The sequence below is a fragment of the Streptomyces cellostaticus genome, from assembly GCF_023630175.1.
In the GTDB taxonomy this organism is placed as follows: Bacteria; Actinomycetota; Actinomycetes; order Streptomycetales; family Streptomycetaceae; genus Streptomyces; species Streptomyces cellostaticus_A.
The window spans coordinates 28,873-46,447 of the sequence record NZ_JALLIN010000002.1; the positions used below are offsets into that span (position 1 = coordinate 28,873).

14 protein-coding genes, 1 pseudogene and 1 riboswitch are annotated in these 17,575 nt (G+C 72.3%); all 15 genes and pseudogenes read right to left on the reverse strand.

The annotated features are described in order from the left end of the window. Nucleotides 1-190: 190 nt before the first annotated feature. The 15 genes and pseudogenes from MXD57_RS01295 to MXD57_RS01365 all read right to left on the reverse strand — a co-directional run bounded on the left by MXD57_RS01295 (nucleotide 191) and on the right by MXD57_RS01365 (nucleotide 17,515). A complete protein-coding gene (locus tag MXD57_RS01295) occupies nucleotides 191-1,573 on the reverse strand; it encodes an NAD(P)/FAD-dependent oxidoreductase (RefSeq protein ID WP_250399364.1) in 1,383 nt (460 codons plus the stop codon). Between the two features lie 561 nt (nucleotides 1,574-2,134). Next, nucleotides 2,135-2,374 (reverse strand): annotated as a pseudogene (locus tag MXD57_RS01300) (GNAT family N-acetyltransferase); the annotation flags it as partial. Between the two features lie 5 nt (nucleotides 2,375-2,379). Next, complete coding sequence (locus MXD57_RS01305) at nucleotides 2,380-3,351, reverse strand: Ppx/GppA phosphatase family protein (protein ID WP_250399365.1); 972 nt, start codon at nucleotides 3,349-3,351, stop codon at nucleotides 2,380-2,382. Continuing rightward, nucleotides 3,348-3,887: a DUF501 domain-containing protein gene (locus MXD57_RS01310; protein WP_250399366.1), complete on the reverse strand. Its 540-nt coding sequence runs from the start codon at nucleotides 3,885-3,887 to the stop codon at nucleotides 3,348-3,350. Before MXD57_RS01310 ends, MXD57_RS01305 begins: the two co-directional genes overlap by 4 nt. A gap of 100 nt (nucleotides 3,888-3,987) precedes the next feature. Further along, the gene (locus MXD57_RS01315) at nucleotides 3,988-4,464 is read right to left on the reverse strand and encodes an FtsB family cell division protein (RefSeq protein ID WP_250399367.1); all 477 of its coding nucleotides are present in this window, start codon (nucleotides 4,462-4,464) and stop codon (nucleotides 3,988-3,990) included. Nucleotides 4,465-4,586: 122 nt separating this feature from the next. Further along, nucleotides 4,587-5,894, reverse strand: a complete 1,308-nt coding sequence (gene eno / locus MXD57_RS01320) for a phosphopyruvate hydratase (RefSeq protein WP_250399368.1) — start codon at nucleotides 5,892-5,894, stop codon at nucleotides 4,587-4,589. 337 nt (nucleotides 5,895-6,231) lie between these two features. Continuing rightward, a complete protein-coding gene (locus MXD57_RS01325; protein ID WP_250399369.1) occupies nucleotides 6,232-6,909 on the reverse strand; it encodes a LysM peptidoglycan-binding domain-containing protein in 678 nt (225 codons plus the stop codon). Between the two features lie 4 nt (nucleotides 6,910-6,913). Further along, nucleotides 6,914-7,086: riboswitch (cyclic di-AMP (ydaO/yuaA leader) on the reverse strand. 176 nt (nucleotides 7,087-7,262) lie between these two features. Then, complete coding sequence (locus MXD57_RS01330; protein WP_250399370.1) at nucleotides 7,263-8,318, reverse strand: transglycosylase family protein; 1,056 nt, start codon at nucleotides 8,316-8,318, stop codon at nucleotides 7,263-7,265. Between the two features lie 142 nt (nucleotides 8,319-8,460). Then, nucleotides 8,461-9,756: a cytochrome P450 family protein gene (locus tag MXD57_RS01335; RefSeq protein ID WP_250399371.1), complete on the reverse strand. Its 1,296-nt coding sequence runs from the start codon at nucleotides 9,754-9,756 to the stop codon at nucleotides 8,461-8,463. A gap of 214 nt (nucleotides 9,757-9,970) precedes the next feature. Next, nucleotides 9,971-10,939 carry a nucleoside triphosphate pyrophosphohydrolase gene (locus tag MXD57_RS01340; RefSeq protein WP_250399372.1) on the reverse strand — a complete coding sequence of 323 codons (969 nt, stop codon included), beginning with the start codon at nucleotides 10,937-10,939 and terminating at the stop codon, nucleotides 9,971-9,973. 328 nt (nucleotides 10,940-11,267) lie between these two features. Beyond that, on the reverse strand, nucleotides 11,268-11,915 hold the full coding sequence (locus MXD57_RS01345) for a SurA N-terminal domain-containing protein (protein WP_250399535.1): 648 nt from the start codon (nucleotides 11,913-11,915) through the stop codon (nucleotides 11,268-11,270). 147 nt (nucleotides 11,916-12,062) lie between these two features. Continuing rightward, nucleotides 12,063-12,890: a glycoside hydrolase domain-containing protein gene (locus tag MXD57_RS01350; RefSeq protein ID WP_250399373.1), complete on the reverse strand. Its 828-nt coding sequence runs from the start codon at nucleotides 12,888-12,890 to the stop codon at nucleotides 12,063-12,065. Nucleotides 12,891-13,083: 193 nt separating this feature from the next. Continuing rightward, on the reverse strand, nucleotides 13,084-14,577 hold the full coding sequence (locus MXD57_RS01355; protein ID WP_284504977.1) for a serine/threonine-protein kinase: 1,494 nt from the start codon (nucleotides 14,575-14,577) through the stop codon (nucleotides 13,084-13,086). A gap of 38 nt (nucleotides 14,578-14,615) precedes the next feature. Continuing rightward, on the reverse strand, nucleotides 14,616-15,272 hold the full coding sequence (locus MXD57_RS01360; RefSeq protein WP_250399374.1) for a hypothetical protein: 657 nt from the start codon (nucleotides 15,270-15,272) through the stop codon (nucleotides 14,616-14,618). A 146-nt stretch (nucleotides 15,273-15,418) separates the two neighbouring features. Next, entirely contained in the window at nucleotides 15,419-17,515 is a 2,097-nt protein-coding gene (locus MXD57_RS01365; protein WP_250399375.1) for an N-6 DNA methylase, read from the reverse strand. Nucleotides 17,516-17,575: the final 60 nt, after the last annotated feature.

The window sequence follows — 17,575 nt, forward strand, 5'->3', positions numbered from 1 at the left end:
CGATCCCGGATGTCCGACACCACGTAAACACCGCGAGGCCCCCGGCGCAGTCCCGCAAAGGAGTTACAGGGGCGTGAACTCCTCCTGCCACCGGCCCCCGGAACGCCGGAAGACCTCCCGCACCACGGATGGCGGGAGGTCTTCCGGGTGGTCACGGCACCGGTGCGGGGACCGGTGGCGGGACCGTGGGTCAGGAGGCCTTGGCCTTCTCGCCGCTCTTGCTCGCGGCGGCGACCGGGGCCGGCTTGGCGGCCTCGTAGAACTCCTCGCGCGGGTTCTCCATGGCGCCCAGGGAGACGACCTCGCGCTTGAGGAACATGCCGAGGGTCCAGTCGGCGAAGACGCGGATCTTGCGGTTCCAGGTCGGCATCGCCATGCCGTGGTAGCCACGGTGCATGTACCAGGCGAGGCGGCCCTTGAGCTTGATCTTCATCTTGCCCATGACGATCATCGCCACGCCCTTGTGCAGGCCGAGACCGGCCACCGCACCCTTGTTGGCGTGCTCGTACTCCTTCTGCGGGAAGCCGCGCATACCGGAGATCACGTTGTCGCCGAGGGCACGGGCCTGACGCAGGGCGTGCTGGGCGTTCGGCGGGCACCAGGCGTTCTCGTTGCCGGCCTTGCGGCCGACGAGGTCCGGGACCTGGGCGTTGTCGCCGGCGGCCCAGATGTAGTCGGTGCCCTTGACCTGGAGCGTGGGCTCGCAGTCGACGTGGCCGCGCGGGCCGAGGGGCAGACCGAAGCGGGCGAGGGCCGGGTTCGGCTTGACGCCGGCGGTCCAGACGATCGTGTTGGAGTCGACCTCGAGCCCGTTCTTCAGCACGACGTGGCCGTCGACGCAGGAGTCCATGGAGGTGGAGAGGTAGATCTCCACGCCGCGGCTCTCCAGGTGCTCCTTGCCGTACTGGCCGAGCTTGGGGCCGACCTCGGGGAGGATCTTGTCGGCGGCGTCGACGAGGACGAACCGCATGTCCTCGCGGGAGACGTTCTTGTAGTACTTGGCCGCGTCCCGAGCCATGTCCTCGACCTCGCCGATGGTCTCCGCGCCCGCGAAGCCACCGCCGATGAAGACGAAGGTGAGCGCCCGGCGGCGGATCTCCTCGTCGGTCGTGGAGTCGGCCTTGTCGAGCTGCTCCAGGACGTGGTTGCGCAGGCCGATGGACTCCTCGATGCCCTTCATGCCGATGCCCTGCTCGGCCAGGCCGGGGATCGGGAAGGTGCGGGAGACCGCGCCCATCGCGATGACCAGGTAGTCGAAGGGCAGCTCGTACGCCTCGCCCACGAGGGGGGCGATCGTGGCGACCTTGCGGTCCTGGTCGATGGTGGTGACCCGGCCGGTGAGGACCTCCGCCTTCGGCAGCACGCGTCGCAGCGGGACGACGACATGCCGAGGGGAGATGCTGCCGGCGGCGGCTTCGGGGAGGAAGGGCTGGTAGGTCATGTACGACCGGGGGTCGACGACCGTGACGGTCGCCTCGCCGTAGCGCATCTTCTTGAGGATGCGCCGAGCTGCGTACAGGCCTACGTACCCACCGCCTACTACGAGGATCCTGGGACGCTCCGTGGTGCTCATGGCATCGAGTATCCACCCGGCCCAGGGGGGCTGCTCGTGCGCCCCTTCACAAGCTCCCGCACACCCTGTGCTAAACTCCGCGGCTCGCGTGACGCAGGTCATGCCCCGCCCCTGGAACCACGGGGCGGTCTGACCCGTTGTCAAGGCCGCGTGAGCTGCCTCTCTGTCGATTCAGGACATCCGCCAGGAGCCGTGGACACCCTCGGGACGCCTCCCCTCGACCTCTCGTGCGCCCACCATCTGAACATGTTCAAACGGCAGATGAACCCCCGGAAGGGCCAACCGGCCCCGTTTCCCGGCCGAACGGGACGGAATTCCTTGTGAAGAACTTCACGAACTTTCCCGACGGGGTGTCGCCGGAGGTGCCGAACGGCTCGCTCACACGTTGTCCGAGCTGCTCAACAGAGGCTACTTGCCAGTAGCATCCACTGGGAAGGGCCCCCGGGGAAAGGGCGTCGACCGTCAGGGGACCGACGGGACGATGCCGGCGGTCCCGGAGGTCACGGCACCACGACCCGCGCCGCGCCGAAGGCGCTGCCGCTGTGCCGCCGTGGTGAACCGGAACGCGTACCCCAGCCAGTGGGCGTCCTCGGCCGGTCGAAGCGCCACGCAGCCCGCGAACATGCCGGCCACTTCGATCACCCAGGTGTGTGCCGGGTCGAATCCGTCCCGCAGCCGCTGCCGCACCCGCTGCTCGTCGTACCGCCCGAGCCGTTCCAGATCCGCCCGCAGTACCGCGGCGCGCAACTCGGCCACCGCTTCGACGTCCGACGTCGACGCCTGCCGAATATCCCTCGCCATGATCGTCAGTCGCCCTGCTTATCCTCCTCGGCCTCTTCCGCCGCTTTGAACGCGATCCCGTCGAGGATGTCGTGCTCGCTCACCACGACCTCCTCGGCCCCGGCCCGCTCCATGATCGCGAGCAGCACGAGGGCGCCCGCGCCGATCACGTCGACCCGGCCCGGGTGCATGGAGGGGATCGCCGCGCGCTCGGCGTGCGTGGAGTGCAGCAGCTCGTGCGTGATCTCGCGGACGCGCTCCCGTGTGACGAGGGAGTGGTGGATGCGCGCGGAGTCGTACTCGGGCAGCCCCTGCGCGATCGCCGACACGGTGGTGACCGAGCCCGCCAGGCCCACCAGGGTGCGGGCCTCGCGCAGCGGAACCGTGCGCTCGGCGAGGTCGAGGGCGGCCTCCACGTCCGCCCTCATGGCCGCGATCCGCTCCTCGGTGGGCGGATCGACGACCTCGCCCTCGTGCACGAGGTGCCGTTCGGTCATCCGCACGCAGCCGACGTCCACGGACCGCGCCGCCCGTACGTGGTCGCCGCCGACGACGAACTCGGTGGAGCCGCCGCCGATGTCCACGACGAGGTAGGGGCGGGGCAGGTGGTCGCGGCCCCTGAGTTCGTTGGTCGCGCCGGTGAAGGAGAACTCGGCCTCCTGCTCGCCGGTGACGACCTCGGGCTCGACGCCGAGGATGTCGACGACACCGCGCACGAAGTCGTCCCGGTTCTCGGCGTCCCGGGAGGCGGAGGTGGCCACGAAGCGGATCCTCCGCACGCCGTGCTCCCTGATGACCTCGGCGTACTCGCGGCAGGCCGCGAAGGTCCGCTCCAGCGCCTCGGGGGCGAGCCGGCCGGTGCGGTCGACGCCCTGGCCGAGCCGCACGATCGTCATCCGCCGGTCCAGCTCGACGAGTTCACCGGTCGCCGGATCGGCGTCGGCGACCAGCAGGCGGATGGAGTTCGTACCGCAGTCGACGGCGGCCACGCGGGTCACTTCTCGTCCTCCCCGGCCGGCCCGCACGGCGTCACGCACGGTCCCTTGCCCCACCACTCGGGGAGCATCGCGATCGCCTCGTCGCCGAGCGGGTTGACGCCCGGCCCGGCGGCCAGCGAGTGGGCCACCAGCACGTGCAGGCACTTCACCCGGTCCGGCATGCCGCCGGCGCTCGGGAAGCCCGCCAGCACCTCGATCTCGTCCCGGCGCCGGATGTAGTCCTCGTGGGCGGCCCGGTAGGCGGCGGCCAGCTCCGGGTCGGTCCCCAGCCGCTCGGTCATCTCCTTCATGACGCCGTCCGCCTCCAGCGTGCCGATCGCCGAGTTGGCGCGCGGGCACGTCAGGTAGTACGTCGTCGGGAAGGGCGTGCCGTCGGGCAGCCGGGGCGCCGTCTCCACGACGTCCGGCTGACCGCAGGGGCAGCGGTGCGCGATGGCCCGCAGGCCGCGCGGCGGGCGGCCCAGCTGCTGCTTGAAGGCCTCGACGTCCGCGTCGGTGGGCTCGGTGCGCGGAGTGGGCGGCGGAGGCGTGTCCATGACTGCTTTCAGGGTGGCTTTCTGTCGGTGGCCGGCCCGCGGGCCGGTTACTGGTGGCGGCCGGTGACCGGCCGGGAGCGGGTCACCGGCCGGGATCCGGTCACTGGTCGGAGGCGTCGGCCTTGTCGACCCCGTCCCAGACGTTCGCGTACCAGGGCCGGTGGGCGGCCCCGAGGTCGGCGCGGGACTGCTTGGCCCCGCCCGGGTCGATGACGACGTAGCCGGTCTCCCCGGGCATCACGTAGTGCAGCCGGCGCCGGATCTGCTGCTCGGCGTAGGCGTCGTCCTGCCAGCGTGCCTTGAGGTCACGCAGTTGTTCGACGCGCTGCCGGGCCTGCCCCCGCTCCCGCCGGAGGTCGGAGATCTCGGCCCGCTGGGAGACGTACTGCCGCATCGGGTAGGCGAGGGCCACGATCAGTGAGCACAGCACCAGAGCCAGCAGGGCCGCGCGGCCGGTGAGCCGCGAGCGGCGGGCCTGCCGCTTGGTCTGGGAGCGGTAGACCCGGGCCGCGGTCTGCTCGCCGAGCGCCCGAAGCCGGGTCGTGGTGGAGAAACGGTCCCGGTCCTTGACGGCCATCTGGCTCTCCGCCTCCCCTTCCACGTGCGTACGTCCCCGCACACGGTACGGGACCGGGTACGGGGACGTACGTACGACTGGCTGATACCCGGGCCGTCCCGTACGGACCGGCCCGGTGGAGGTCAGCCCTTGGAGACCTCGACGCGGCCGCGGAAGCGCGGGAAGGCGCTGCGGCCGGCGTACACCGCGGCGTCGTCGAGGATCTCCTCGATGCGCAGCAGCTGGTTGTACTTGGCGACGCGCTCGGAGCGGGCCGGGGCGCCGGTCTTGATCTGGCCGCAGTTGGTGGCGACGGCCAGGTCGGCGATGGTGACGTCCTCGGTCTCGCCGGAGCGGTGGGACATCATGCACTTGAAGCCGTTGCGCTGGGCCAGCTCCACGGCGTCCAGGGTCTCGGTGAGCGAGCCGATCTGGTTCACCTTGACCAGCAGGGCGTTCGCGGCGCCCTCGTCGATGCCGCGGGCGAGGCGCTCGGGGTTGGTGACGAACAGGTCGTCACCGACGAGCTGGACCTTGTCGCCGAGCCGGTCGGTGATGATCTTCCAGCCGGCCCAGTCGTCCTCGAACAGCGGGTCCTCGATGGAGACGAGCGGGTAGGCCGCGACGAGCTCCTCGTAGTACTCCGTCATCTCGGCGGCGGAGCGCTCCTTGCCCTCGAAGAGGTACTTGCCGTCCTTGTAGAACTCGGAGGCGGCGACGTCGAGCGCGAGCGCGATCTGCTCGCCCGGCGTGTAGCCGGCCTCCTTGACGGCCTCGAGGATCAGGTCGAGGGCCTCCCGGTTGGAGCCGAGGTTCGGGGCGAAGCCGCCCTCGTCGCCGAGGCCGGTGGACAGGCCCTTGCTCTTCAGGACCTTCTTCAGGGTGTGGTAGACCTCGGTGCCCCAGCGCAGCGCCTCGGAGAAGGACTCCGCCCCGATCGGGGCGATCATGAACTCCTGGATGTCCACGTTGGAGTCGGCGTGCGAGCCGCCGTTCAGGATGTTCATCATCGGCACCGGCAGCAGGTGCGCGTTCGGGCCGCCCAGGTACCGGAACAGCGGCAGGTCGCTGGCCTCGGAGGCGGCGTGGGCCACGGCGAGGGAGACGCCGAGGATGGCGTTGGCGCCGAGCGAGCCCTTGTTGTCGGTGGCGTCCAGGTCGAACATGGCCTGGTCGATCAGGCGCTGCTCGGTCGCGTCGTAGCCGACCAGCTCCGGGCCGATCTGCTCGATGACGGCGAGGACGGCCTTCTCGACACCCTTGCCCTGGTAGCGGTTGGGGTCGCCGTCACGGAGCTCGATGGCCTCGAAGGCACCGGTGGAGGCACCGGACGGGACGGCGGCACGACCCGTGCTGCCGTCGTCGAGGCCGACCTCGACCTCGACCGTGGGGTTGCCTCGGGAGTCCAGGATTTCCCGGGCTACGACGACGTCGATGGACGGCACGAGCATCTCCTTCTTGGATGTGACGCTGGAAGTGCGGGGCGGGGTGCCTCGCGGCTCCGCCTTGCGACTAGAGCCTAACCGTCCCGGGGGCGTCGGCCACCGACCGACCGTCCCGTGGACAGGGAGACGGTACCCATTGTTCCTGTCCGGAACAAAGGGGTTCGGGCGAGGTCGGCGGCAAAAGGGGGAAGTGCCGGGGAGAACACAGCCCCGCCCCGGCGCGTTCGGGGGAAAACGCACCGGGGCGGGGAGCCCGTGGGGGACGGGAGGAACGGCCCTCACGAGGCCTTCGGATCGGGGGGCGGCCTCGTGAGGGCACCGTGGTTCCGGCCGGAGCCAGGTGTCACTTCAGGTGAAGCTGCTGGCCCGGGTAGATGAGGTCGGCGTCCTCGACGACGTCCTTGTTCAGCTCGAAGAGCTTCTGCCAGCCGCCGGCGACCTTGTGCTTGTCGGCGATGGTGCCGAGGGTGTCGCCCTTGACCACCTTGTACTCGCCGTCGCCCTTCTTGACCTTCTTGCCGGTCGGGGTGGTGACGGTCTTCTTGGCGCTCGCGGCCGGCCGCTCGCTGGAACGGGAGGCGGCCTGCTGGTCGGTGGAGCGGCCGGCGGTGCTGCCCGAGGAGCCGCTCGGGGCGGAGCCGTTGTTGGGGGTGCTCGACAGGCCCTTGCCGCACACCGGCCAGGCGCCCTTGCCCTGAGCGGCGAGGACCTTCTCGGCGACGGCTATCTGCTGGGCCTTGGAGGCCTGGTCGGCCTGCCCGGCGTACTGCGTACCGCCGTAGGCGGCCCAGGTGGAGGCGGAGAACTGCAGACCGCCGTAGTAGCCGTTGCCGGTGTTGATGGACCAGTTGCCACCGGACTCGCACTGGGCGACCGCGTCCCACTCGGAGGTGGTGGCGGCGGAGGCGCTGCCGGCCGCCATCAGCGGGGCGGCGACGGCGGCGCCGGTGACACCGGCGAGCGCGATGGCACGGGTGGCCTTGGACGGACGACGGTGCTTGCCCTTGCTGGAGAACAGCATGGATGGATCCCCTCACCGACGCCTGCGAGGTGAGCTGTCGGGTTCGGGCCGGTTGAGTTGCCCGGCCGCGGGCCCGCTCTCACGGGCCGCGGCTCCACCCCTAGCCGGTTCCGGCGCGAACGCAGGTTCCGGCACTTACCTTGGGTCCCCCGCTCCTGCCTACGGCGCATGACGCGACGACTGTTCCCGGGCGGCCGCTGGCAGGATTCGGCGTTGCGACGGCCGGGGCTCGTGGTGACGAGCGGTCATGACCGTAGACAGGCGATCGAGGGAATTTCAAAGACGATCAGGGCTTCTGAGACTCATCCCACACTTTCACCGAATCGGACATCCGTCGGCAATTCGGGCGCCAACTACCGCTGCTTTTGGCCCGTTTCGCTACCGACTTCCAGGGTCTGACCGGCGGAGATGTGGTTCGGGTCGGTTCCGACGACCTTCTCGTTCCGGGCATAGAGCCCGTGCCATCCGCCGTCCACGTCAAGGGAGTCGGCGATGGAGGCGAGGGTGTCGCCCTCGCGCACGGTGTAGGTGTCCGCCCCCGGGGAGGCGTGCCTGCCCGACGAGAGGGCGTTCTGACCGCTTGTCACGCTTTCGTCCGCACTGTCACCGCGGTGACGTCCGCCACTGCTCAGCGCTCCGGTGTCGACGAGGTTCCAAGAACCGGCACTCTGCCATGAATTGTCCGACTCCTCCACGACCGGATCGGGAGTCGCGGAGCCGCCTCCCCGCGGCCCCTCGGTGCGCGGGGAGGCCGATTTGTCGGACTTGGGAGTTTCGACCCCCTTGTCCGCCCCCTTGCCCGCACCCTCGGAACCGGCACTCTCGCCCGTGTCCGGGGACGGTTCGCCGGCCGGGTCCGGGGCGGGCTCGGACGGAGAGGTGGAGTCCGGCAGATCGGACGAGTCGGACTCATCGGTGGAACCGGACGATTGCGTGGAGCCGCCCGCCCCGCCGGACCGGCCCTTGCCCGAGTCGGACTTCCCGGAGCCCCCGACGCCCGTGTCGACGCCCGTGTCGACGTCCAGGGAGCCGGAGTCGGAGGTCAGGCCGGAGAGCAGGGCGCAGGTGGCCCAGGGCGTGGTGCCCTTGTCCGCGAGGATCTTCTCGGCGACCGAGATCTGCTGCGAGCGGCTGGCCTGGTCGGCGGTCGCCGCGTACTTCGTGCCGCCGTAGGCGTGCCAGTCGTCCTGGGAGATCTGCAGTCCGCCGTAGTACCCGTTGCCCGTGTCGGCGCTCCAGGACCCGCCGCTCTCGCAATCCGCGACCTTGTCCCAGGTGGTGCCGTCGGCCGCGTTGGCGCTCGCGGCGCCGAGAAGGGGGATGGCGATGGCGGAGCCGGTCACTCCTGCCGCGACGAGAAGAGCCGGAGCCTGACGGGGGCGACGGTGACGACCGTTCCCGGAGAGCATGCGGAAGCCTTTCGTGCGACAGCGGGACCGGCGCGGCGAGTGACACTCGGGCCGCGCTGATGGGTGAACGTATAGGCATACGATCACTTGTCACAAGTTCATGCCGCACAGATCACGTGAAGATCACAGAGTGGGCCGCGCGTCAGGTCCGGGACGGCACGGCCCGCTCCGCGGCCGGGGTGAACTCCACGGGCAGCGTGCGCAGCCCGCGCATGATGAGCCCGCCGCGCCAGCGCAGATCGGCCGGATCGGCCGCCAGCCGCAGGTCGGGCAGGCGGGTGAGGAGCGTGGCGAGCGCGGTCCGGCCCTCCAGCCGGGCGAGCGGGGCGCCGAGGCAGTAGTGGATGCCGTGGCCGTAGCCGAGGTGCTGGTTGTCCCCGCGGGCGAGGTCGAGGGCGTCGGGGTCGGCGAACCGCTCCGGGTCCCGGTCGGCGGCGGCGAGGACCACGAGCACCGGGTCCCCGGCCGCGATGTCCCGCCCGCCGAGGGTGAGCGGCCGGGTCGCGAACCGCCAGGTGGCCAGCTCGACCGGGCCGTCGTAGCGGAGCAGTTCCTCGACACCGGTCTCGAGCAGGCCCTGCTCGCCGCGGGCGAGGGAGTCCTGCAGCCGGTGGCGCTGCTCGGGGTGGGTGAGCAGGGCGTAGGTGCCGTTGCCGATGAGGTTGACGGTCGTCTCGAAGCCGGCGAACAGAAGGATGAAGGCCATCGCGGCGGCCTCGTTCTCGGTGAGGTGCTCGCCGTGGTCGGAGGCGCGGATGAGGCCGGAGATCAGGTCCTCACCCGGGGTGGGCTCGGCCGGCAGCGCCGCACGCTTGCGGTGGATCAGCTCGGCGAGGTAGCCGCGCATCTTCTTCACCGACCGGGCGACCCCGCCCCGCGGGCCACCGCCGTGCCTGATCATCATCCCGGCCCAGTCGCGGAAGTCGTCCTGGTCCTCGCGCGGGACGCCCAGCAGGTCGCAGATGGCGTAGATGGGCAGCGGGAAGGCGAACTCGTGGATGAGGTCGGCGGAGCCCGTCCTCACGAAACGGTCGATGAGGTCGTCGGTCAGCTCCTGCACCCGGGGCGCGAACTCGGCGACCCGGCGGGGCGTGAACGCCTTGCTGACCAGTCTGCGCAGCCTGGTGTGGTCCGGCGGGTCGATGTTCAGCAGGTGCGTCATCAACTCGGCCTTGCGCTCGCCCGGGATACCGGTCTTCCCCTTGGCGTGCGCGGGCTCGTCGTGGTGCGCGGGGTTCTTGCTCAGCCGCTGGTCGGCGAGGGCCTGCCGGGCATCGGCGTACCGGGTGACCAGCCAGGCCTCGACCCCGCTGGGCAGCCGTGTCCGGCGCACCGGCTCGTGCTCGCGCAGCCAGGCGTAGGCGGGATAGGGGTCGGCGGCGAACTCCCAGGTGAACAGTTCCGGGGCGGTGCTGGGCGGGGCGGGCTGGTCGGTCACTCCCTGACGGTATCCGCAGCCGGGGCCCGCTCCACCCCGGCCGCCGCGTGAGCGACGGCGGCGGCCCGCGGGATCCGGTGGCCGGCCCTCCCCGCGGCCCGGACGGAAGCGGGCGCGGCGTCGGCGTCACCGTGCCCGGCCGGCCCCGGGCGACGGGCAGGCGCCCCTCCCGCCGTGCGTCCCCGGGGAGCCCGGCGCCCGGCGTCGCGAGATGTCAGCTCTCGGCCGCCCGTATCGCGTCCCGGTACACCCGCGCCGCCGCCCGCAGGGCAGCCTCGGGGTCCACACCGTCGGCCTCCGCGCGGACCGCCAGGGCCAGCAGTTCGTAGCCGACGCCCTCGCCCTCGGGCAGTGCCACCTCCAGGCCCGCCGTGCGGGTACGGGAGGCGAGCTTGGCGGCGAGGGCCAGGCCGGGCTGGCCGAGGGGGACACCCTCGGTGACGGAGGTGCGCCGCTTCTCCTCGGCCTTGGTGCGCAGCCAGTGCTCCTTGACGTCCTCCGGGGTCTCGGCCGTCTCGTCGCCGAAGACGTGCGGGTGACGGTGGATCAGCTTGGCGACGATGCCGCCGGCCACGTCGTCGACGGAGAACGGCGCCTGCGGGTCCTCCTCGGCGATGCGGGAGTGGAAGACGACCTGGAGCAGGACGTCCCCCAGTTCCTCGCGCAGTTCCTCCCGGTCGCCGGCCTCGATCGCCTCGACCAGTTCGTAGGCCTCCTCGATCCCGTACTTGGCCAGGCCCAGGTGGGTCTGCCGGGACGACCAGGGACATTCGGTACGGATGCGGTCCATGACCTGGACGAGGTCGAGGAGCCGGGCGCCGGGCAGGTCGTAGGAGGCGGGCAGCAGTTCCAGCTCGGGCATCCGGAACCGCCCGGAACCCGCGAGGCGGGCGAGGCCGTCGGTGAGGGCGGGCTCCCCCTCTCCCGTGGCCACGACCACCACGGTCCGCCCGCCCGCGCAGGAGTCGACCAGGTCCCGCGCGGTGGGCGACGCCTCCGCCACGGATATCCCGGCCTCCCGCAGATAGGGGAGCTGCGGATGGGCGCCGTCCGCGCACAGCACGGCGTCGGCGGCGCGCAGCGCCTGCCAGGCGGGCCAGGACAGCAGGCCGGGCGCGACACGGTGGCTGGTGGTGAGCAGGACGATGCGGCCGGGGGCGGCTTCGGGGCTGGTTGCGTTCACCATCCGAACGTAACCCACGGGGCGGAGGGACGTGATCGGTCGTCCACAGGGCCGGGAGTGAAGTCTGACCGTATGACCGGCCACTCTCCACCGGCCCTCCACCGGCCCTCCGCCGCCCTCCGCCGTACCGTTCCCGCGACGCGGCGCGCGGCCACCGGCCGCCCGCCAGTGCTGTGACCGGAGAGGTTTGCCGGAAGGCTCGCGGCGTCCGGTGCGGTGCATCGCAAGGCGGAGCATCGTCCGCGTACCGGACGTACTCGAGTGATGCGACGACGCGGCGCGGTGCCGTGCCGGGGCCGCGAGCCGGTGAACCTTTCCGGTCGCAGCACTAGGCGGGCTGCTGCGCCCCCGCCGTCGTGACCTCCCGCACCCAGGGCGTCTTGGCGTCCACACGGCCGCTCTTCTGCACGTCCCAGGCGCCGTAGCGCGGATTGAGGTCGACGTGGAGTTCCTCGGAGGCCTGGGAGAGGGCCTTCCAGAACGCCGGCTGCGTGGTGTCGGTGCCGAGCTTGGCGGCGAGCTTCTGCGCCTCCAGCTGGAGCCGGAGGTTGTCGTCCAGGCGGCCGGGCGCGATGCCGTACTTCTGCAGCCAGGCGGTCTCCAGGCCCTTGGCGCCGCCGGCCTGCTGCTCCAGGCCGGCCCGCATCCGGGAGACCTCCTTGCGGGTGACCGCGATCCCCTCGTCCCGCGCGGCGCGGTGCAGCACCTGGTCCAGGACCATGTTGTGCAGGGTGTCGCGGGTCAGGCTCCCGGTGGAGGCGAGGACCTGCTGGTACTGGGTGTCGTCGCGCACCGCGGCCCGCTGTGCCCGGCGTACCTCGTTGACCCGGCCCTCGAGCTGGGCGACGGTGATCCGCTCTCCTCCCACGACCGCGGCGGCGCCCGGGTGCGCTTCGCTTCCGCAGGCGGTGAGGGCGGGTGCCGCGGCGGCGATCGCGGCGGAGAGGAGGAGCGCGGTGCGACGGCGGCGGTGCAAGGAGACCTCCAAGGGGAGCTTGTGCGGCGGTGCACAAAGTCTTGCGGTGATCGATGTTAGGCAGTGGGCAGCCTGTGGCCAACCCATTCGACCAACGATTCGCACGCGCTTCGGGCACCGCCGTGCCTCCCCGGGCCGGGGTGCGGGTCAGCCGGTGATGGCCACCGGCGCGTCCCAGGCGTCACGGTCGACGGTGAGCGTGACGCCGCCGTGCGACTCCTTGCTGTTGACCATGTACTGATGGGCGCGGCTGTGGTTGGTGAACTGGGTCGAACCCCAGGGCCAGTCCGAGGTCGTGGTGTTGTGCTTGTCCCACAGCGCGTACCAGAGGTTGCCCGGCAGGTCGGTCTTGTCGGTCGCGGTGGCGATGGCCTTGGCGCTGGAGCTGGTGAAGCCGTAGTAGCCGGCGCGGTACGTCTTGACGCGCAGTTCCTTGTCGAAGGCGCGGACGTAGGTGAGCACGGCGTCGTTGCACGACTTGTCGGTGATGTCGTACGGCTCCATGTCCAGGTAGATCGGGCTACCGGCCTTCATGCCGAGCGCGGCGGCCTTGGCCACGGCGTCGGCGGCGTCACTGGTGCCGAGGGAAGCGGCGGTGGACGCGGTGAGCTTCTCCGGGTTGGAGCTGGTCTGGCAGGGCGGCTGGGCGCCGACGTAGATGGGGACGAGCTTCCAGCCGAGGCCGCTCACGTACGTCACCCAGGAGGACGTCAGGTTGGGCTGGGCGCAGCCGCGGTTCTTGCCGCCCACGTAGACGGCGGCCGCGCCGTAGAAGCCGGTGTGCCAGGCCTTCATCGTCGCCTTGGAGGGCGCGGTGCAGGTGTCGAAGGCACGGCCGGTGAAGGTCTTCTGCGCGGGCCACGAGGTGGCGGCCATCGAGGTCTGCGCGGCGATGCCCCCACCCGCGACGACGGCCGTGCCCGCCACGGCCCACGTGATGTACCTGCGCCTCTTGGACTGCCGGTGACCTGCCATGAAACCCCACCCCTGCTCGGAAAAGTGCTTGGCGAAAACGAACCGCAACCTATCTGGCGCCGATCATGCGTTCGGGAAACACAATCCCTTGTAGAGCACAAGAATCTCCCAGGCAACGGCAAAGACTGGGCGGCCTCCCGCCCCCAGTGCTGCGACCGAAAAGGCTCACCGGCTCGCCTTTCCGGTCACAGCACTAGCCGCGCACCTGGCCCAGCCATTGCAGGGTCCGGCGGATCTCCGCGGCCAGCGGGTCGCCGGGGCCGCGGAAGCGCTCGACGTCCAACAGCAGCCGCGCCAGCGTGTCGTGGGCGGCCGGCCGGTCGCCGAGGGCGAGCAGCAGGTGGCCGATGCGGCGGCGCACGTCGTGCGCGAGCTGCGGATCGCCGGAGACGTACTGGTTCTCGTAGTACGGCAGCAGCGCGCGGTACTCGGCGAGTGCCGCCGCCGGTTCGCCGAGCTGCTCCAGGCACTGGGCCGCCTCGTAGCGGAAGCGCAGGGACTGCGGGTCGGCCTGCCCGGCCTCGGCGGCGCGCTCGTCGGCGAGGCGGCGCAGTTCGGGCAGGGCACGCCGGTACTGACCGTCGTCCAGGAGGGTGGCCGCGTACTGCTTGCGCAGGGTGCGCACCACCGGGGAGCGCTCGCCGTGCTGTTCCGCGGCGGCGGGCAGGATCGCGCCGAGCATGTCCACGGCCTGGGTGATGCGGCCCTCCCCGAGCAGGCGCTTGACCTCGTCGACGGCGGCGGCGACGTCGGGCTTCCCGGCGACGGGCGGCGCGGTCGCGACGGGGGTGGGCTGCGGCGCGGGCGTGCGCGCGCGGTCCGGCCAGGGGGCGTGCGGGCGCAGGAAGGGGCGCGTCGGATCCAGCGGCGCCCCGGTGGGCATGCCACGCGCGGGCAGCAGCAGCGCGAGGTGTTCGTACACCTCCTGCGCGGAGTCCGGCCGGTGCTGCGGATCCTTGGCCAGCAGGCGCAGGACGAGCGACTCCAGGGCCTCGGGGACCTCGGGGCGGATGCGGCGCACCGGCAGCGGCGGCTCGTACAGGTGCCGGTGCAGCACACCGAGCGCGGTGGAGCCGGCGAACGGCACGTCGCCGCTGAGCAGTTCGTGCATCAGCACACCGAGCGCGTACAGGTCGGTGTACGGGCCGACCGCGCCGCCCATGGCCTGCTCGGGCGCCATGTAGGCGGGCGAGCCGATCGGGGAGCCGGTGTGGGTGAGGCGGGTGGTGTCGGTGTCCATGACGGAGGCCACGCCCAGGTCGAGGACGGTGACCGTGCCGTCCTGCTTCACCATGACGTTCCGCGGTTTGAGGTCGCGGTGCACGATCGGCACGGCGTGCACCGCGCTCAGCACCGCGCAGAGCTGCGCGGCCACCGCCACCGCCCACTGCCACGGGTACGGGTCGTGCTCGGCGAGGTGGTCGGAGAGGTCGGCGCCGTCGACGTACTGCATGACGAGGAACAGCTCCTCGCCCTCGCTGCCCGCGTCGTGCACCGTGACCAGGCCCGGGTGGTCGACCTGCGCGGTCACCCGGCACTCGCGCACGAAGCGGCGGCGCAGCTCGTCCGCCTCCTGCCCGGCCACCTTGTCCGGCCGCAGCAGCTTCACCGCCACCCGGCGGTCCAGCCGCTGGTCGTACGCCGTCCACACCTGGCCCATGCCGCCCTGGCCGATGAGCGTGGACAGTTCGTAACGGCCGGCGACGACACGTCCCGCCGCCACGCTCACCGTCCGCCCTCGTGGCCGGAGTCCCGCACGCCGTCGCCGTCGGGGTGGCCGTCGTGCCGGCGCAGGTAGTCGCTCAGCTCGTCCAGTTCGGCACGCACCTGGTCGATACGGGCGGGCGCCGGGCGCTGCGGCGGCGGGCCGGCCGGCGGGGGCTGCGGCACGGGCGTGTGGTGCGCCGGGGGCACGGGCGTGTGGTGCGCCGGGGGCGTCGCGGGCACCGGCGTGTGGTGCGTCGCGGCGGCCGCCAGGAACGGTGCCGCCGGCCCCGGGTACCCGTAGCCGGGCTGCGCCCCGCTCCCGTACGCCTGGCGCAGCCGCTGGTAGTGACGGATCTCGGCGACCAGGTAGTACACGACGATGACCACCAGGCCGCCCAGCAGCAGCGTCATGCCGAGGTAGCCACCGGGGGTGTGGACCTCTTCGCCGGGCTCGCTGCCCACCAGGACGATGGCCAGGAGATCGGCCGCCAGCGCGGCCACGAACAGGCCCCAGTCCAGCGACCTGCGCGTGACGGCGGCCAGCCGGAGCAGCATCGCCCAGGCCAGGAAGCCGGCACTGAGGACACCGAAGGCCACCAGCAGCACGCGCAGGAGGACCAGCCACGCGTTGTGCGGCGGCTGCTTCACCGGCTGTGCGTAGCCGTGGCCTTGCATGGCTGCTCCTGATGCCTGGAATGGGCGTGCCTGTCCGCTCGGCGTGCTCGCCGGGCCGACACCACGCGTGCGATGGTCGGTTCGAGCATATGGCCCGGCACGGACAAGCGGTCCGGGTTGTACCGAACCGTTGTCCGGGAGCACCGTCAATCCGGCGCGACGGTGCCGTCCGTGAGCCCGTCGTACATCCCGCGCACCAACTGCTCACCGAGCCGGTTCGCGTGCCGCACGGCCCGCTCGAACTCGTCGAGGGCGCGGAACCGGGCGCCGTAGCGGCGCTGTTCGTCGAACGGGAGCCGGGGAAGCTGGAGGCGGCGCACGTCCAGGCGGGTGGCCGTGGAGGCATAGCTGCTGGCCTGGCGGTGGTTGGCCGTGCCGCGCAGGAAGCCGGCGAGGAACCACGGGTCCAGCGCGGCCGGATCGGGCCGCAGCAGCACCAGGTTGCGGCCCAGGGCGGCGCCCCGGGTCGCCTCGCCGATCACGCGCGCCACCGAGCCGCCGCCGAGCACCGGCACCACCACGTCGCCCGGTTCCGTCAGCACGGCCTCCTCGTCGCTCTCCGGCAGTGTCCCGGAGGGACCCGTCCCGGCGAGCACGTCGTGGTCGGTGAGGACGGGCACGCGCGCGCGGCCGCCGGTTCCGCCGGTGCGCAGCACCAGCGTGCCGCCGCGCGCGAGTTCGCCGACGGTGGTGAGCGGCCAGCGGGCGGGGGGCGCCGGGTCCACGGGGGGCGGGGTGAGGTCCGCGGTCAGCCGGAGTGTCTCGCCGAGGCGCTCGCGGACCACCGTGAGCTGCTCCGCGCCGTCGGCGGCCGCCGCGGGCGGCAGATGGCGGGCGGGGGCCAGGTCCACGTCGTCGTCGAGCAGTTCGATGACCGGCACGGACCGGGCCAGTCCCGGCCGCTCCGCCAGCCGTCCGGCGCGTTCGAAGGCGCGCCAGGCGTCCAGCACGGACTCCCGCACCGCCTGCCAGTCGGGGCCGCCGCGCGCCTCGCCGGCGAACCGCCCGGTGTCGGCGAGCAGCACCTCGGGGGCCGCGGGCGCCCGGTCGGGACGGCGCAGCACCCACACGTGGAGCGGGATGTTGTACGGCGGCGCCGCCCCGACCGGCAGCGCGACGACGGCGCGCAGCGCGCCCCGGCGCAGCAGGTCGGCCCGGATCCGGCGGCCGGAGCGGCGGGAGGCGGCGGCCGGCGGCATGAGCAGCACGGCGGTGCCGCCGTCGGCCAGCCGGGCCAGCGCGTGCTGCACCCAGGCCAGCTCGGACTCGGTGCGTGCCGGGAAGCCGTACTCCCAGCGGGCGTCGTAGGCGAGTTCGTCGTGGCCCCAGTTGCGCTCGTTGAACGGCGGGTGGCACAGCACGGCCTCGGCGCGCAGCTCCGGGTGGGCGTCGGCGCGCAGGGTGTCGCCGACGGCGGCGTGCACGGTGGCACGGGACTGCAGCCTGAGGCGCAGCGCGGTGAGCGCGGCGAGGTCGGGGGCGGCGTCCTGGGCGTACAGCTCCTGCTCGGGGCGGGTGTCGACGGCGCGCAGCAGGGCGCCGGTGCCGCAGGCGGGGTCGAGGACGGTGCGGGCGGGGCCGGCGAGGTCGGCCATCAGCCCCGCGAGTTCGGCCGGGGTCAGCGTGTACTGGCGCGGGCTGGCGTCCAGATGACGGCCCAGCAGGAACTCGAAGGTCTGCCGCGCCCCCGTCTCGGCGGCCAGTTCGGCGGCGCCGCGCAGGAGGGGGGCGGAGGGGAGGAGCTGCGGGCCGGTCGGGGCGCGCAGCGCGGGGGTGTGCGCGCCGGTCGAGGCGGTCGGGATGTGAGCGGCCTTCGCAATGTGAGCGGATGGGCCGGTGTTCACAGGCAGTGGCGGCTTCACACTCAGCACCTGCTCCAGCGCACCGGGCAGCATGGCGGCCAGGCGCTCGTCGGAGCCGGCGCTCACGTCCAGCCAGACCGTGGGGCGCTCGTGGATGAGCAGCAGCACGCAACCCGCGTGCACGAGCGCGGCGACCGGGCCCTCCGGATGCCCGGCGAGCTGCTGCCAGACGCGTTCGCGCAGGGGGACCTCGGCGAGCTTGCCCTGCTCGCGCAGCCATGCCTCCACCTCGGCGAGCGCGAAGGACGGGCTGGTCTCGGTGCCGCCGACCGGTTTGGGGAAGTCGGCGTGACGGCGGCGCCAGTTGCTGACGGCGGCTCGGCCCACTCCGGCGAGCCGCGCGATACCGGCGGCGGTCACCTCTGTCGCGTTGTCCTGCACCGGCCCCGCTCCCCTCGTCCCGTTGTGTGCCGAGCATACCGGCGTACACAAGATCTCCGC

What these genes read in the sequence shown, in the direction of transcription:
- MXD57_RS01295 (WP_250399364.1), bottom strand. Translation starts at nt 1,573, where the DNA reads ATGAGCACCACGGAGCGTCCCAGGATCCTCGTAGTAGGCGGTGGGTAC.
- MXD57_RS01310 (WP_250399366.1), bottom strand. Translation starts at nt 3,887, where the DNA reads ATGGACACGCCTCCGCCGCCCACTCCGCGCACCGAGCCCACCGACGCG.
- MXD57_RS01315 (WP_250399367.1), bottom strand. Translation starts at nt 4,464, where the DNA reads ATGGCCGTCAAGGACCGGGACCGTTTCTCCACCACGACCCGGCTTCGG.
- eno (WP_250399368.1), bottom strand. Translation starts at nt 5,894, where the DNA reads ATGCTCGTGCCGTCCATCGACGTCGTCGTAGCCCGGGAAATCCTGGAC.
- MXD57_RS01325 (WP_250399369.1), bottom strand. Translation starts at nt 6,909, where the DNA reads ATGCTGTTCTCCAGCAAGGGCAAGCACCGTCGTCCGTCCAAGGCCACC.
- MXD57_RS01330 (WP_250399370.1), bottom strand. Translation starts at nt 8,318, where the DNA reads ATGCTCTCCGGGAACGGTCGTCACCGTCGCCCCCGTCAGGCTCCGGCT.
- MXD57_RS01350 (WP_250399373.1), bottom strand. Translation starts at nt 12,890, where the DNA reads ATGGCAGGTCACCGGCAGTCCAAGAGGCGCAGGTACATCACGTGGGCC.
- MXD57_RS01360 (WP_250399374.1), bottom strand. Translation starts at nt 15,272, where the DNA reads ATGCAAGGCCACGGCTACGCACAGCCGGTGAAGCAGCCGCCGCACAAC.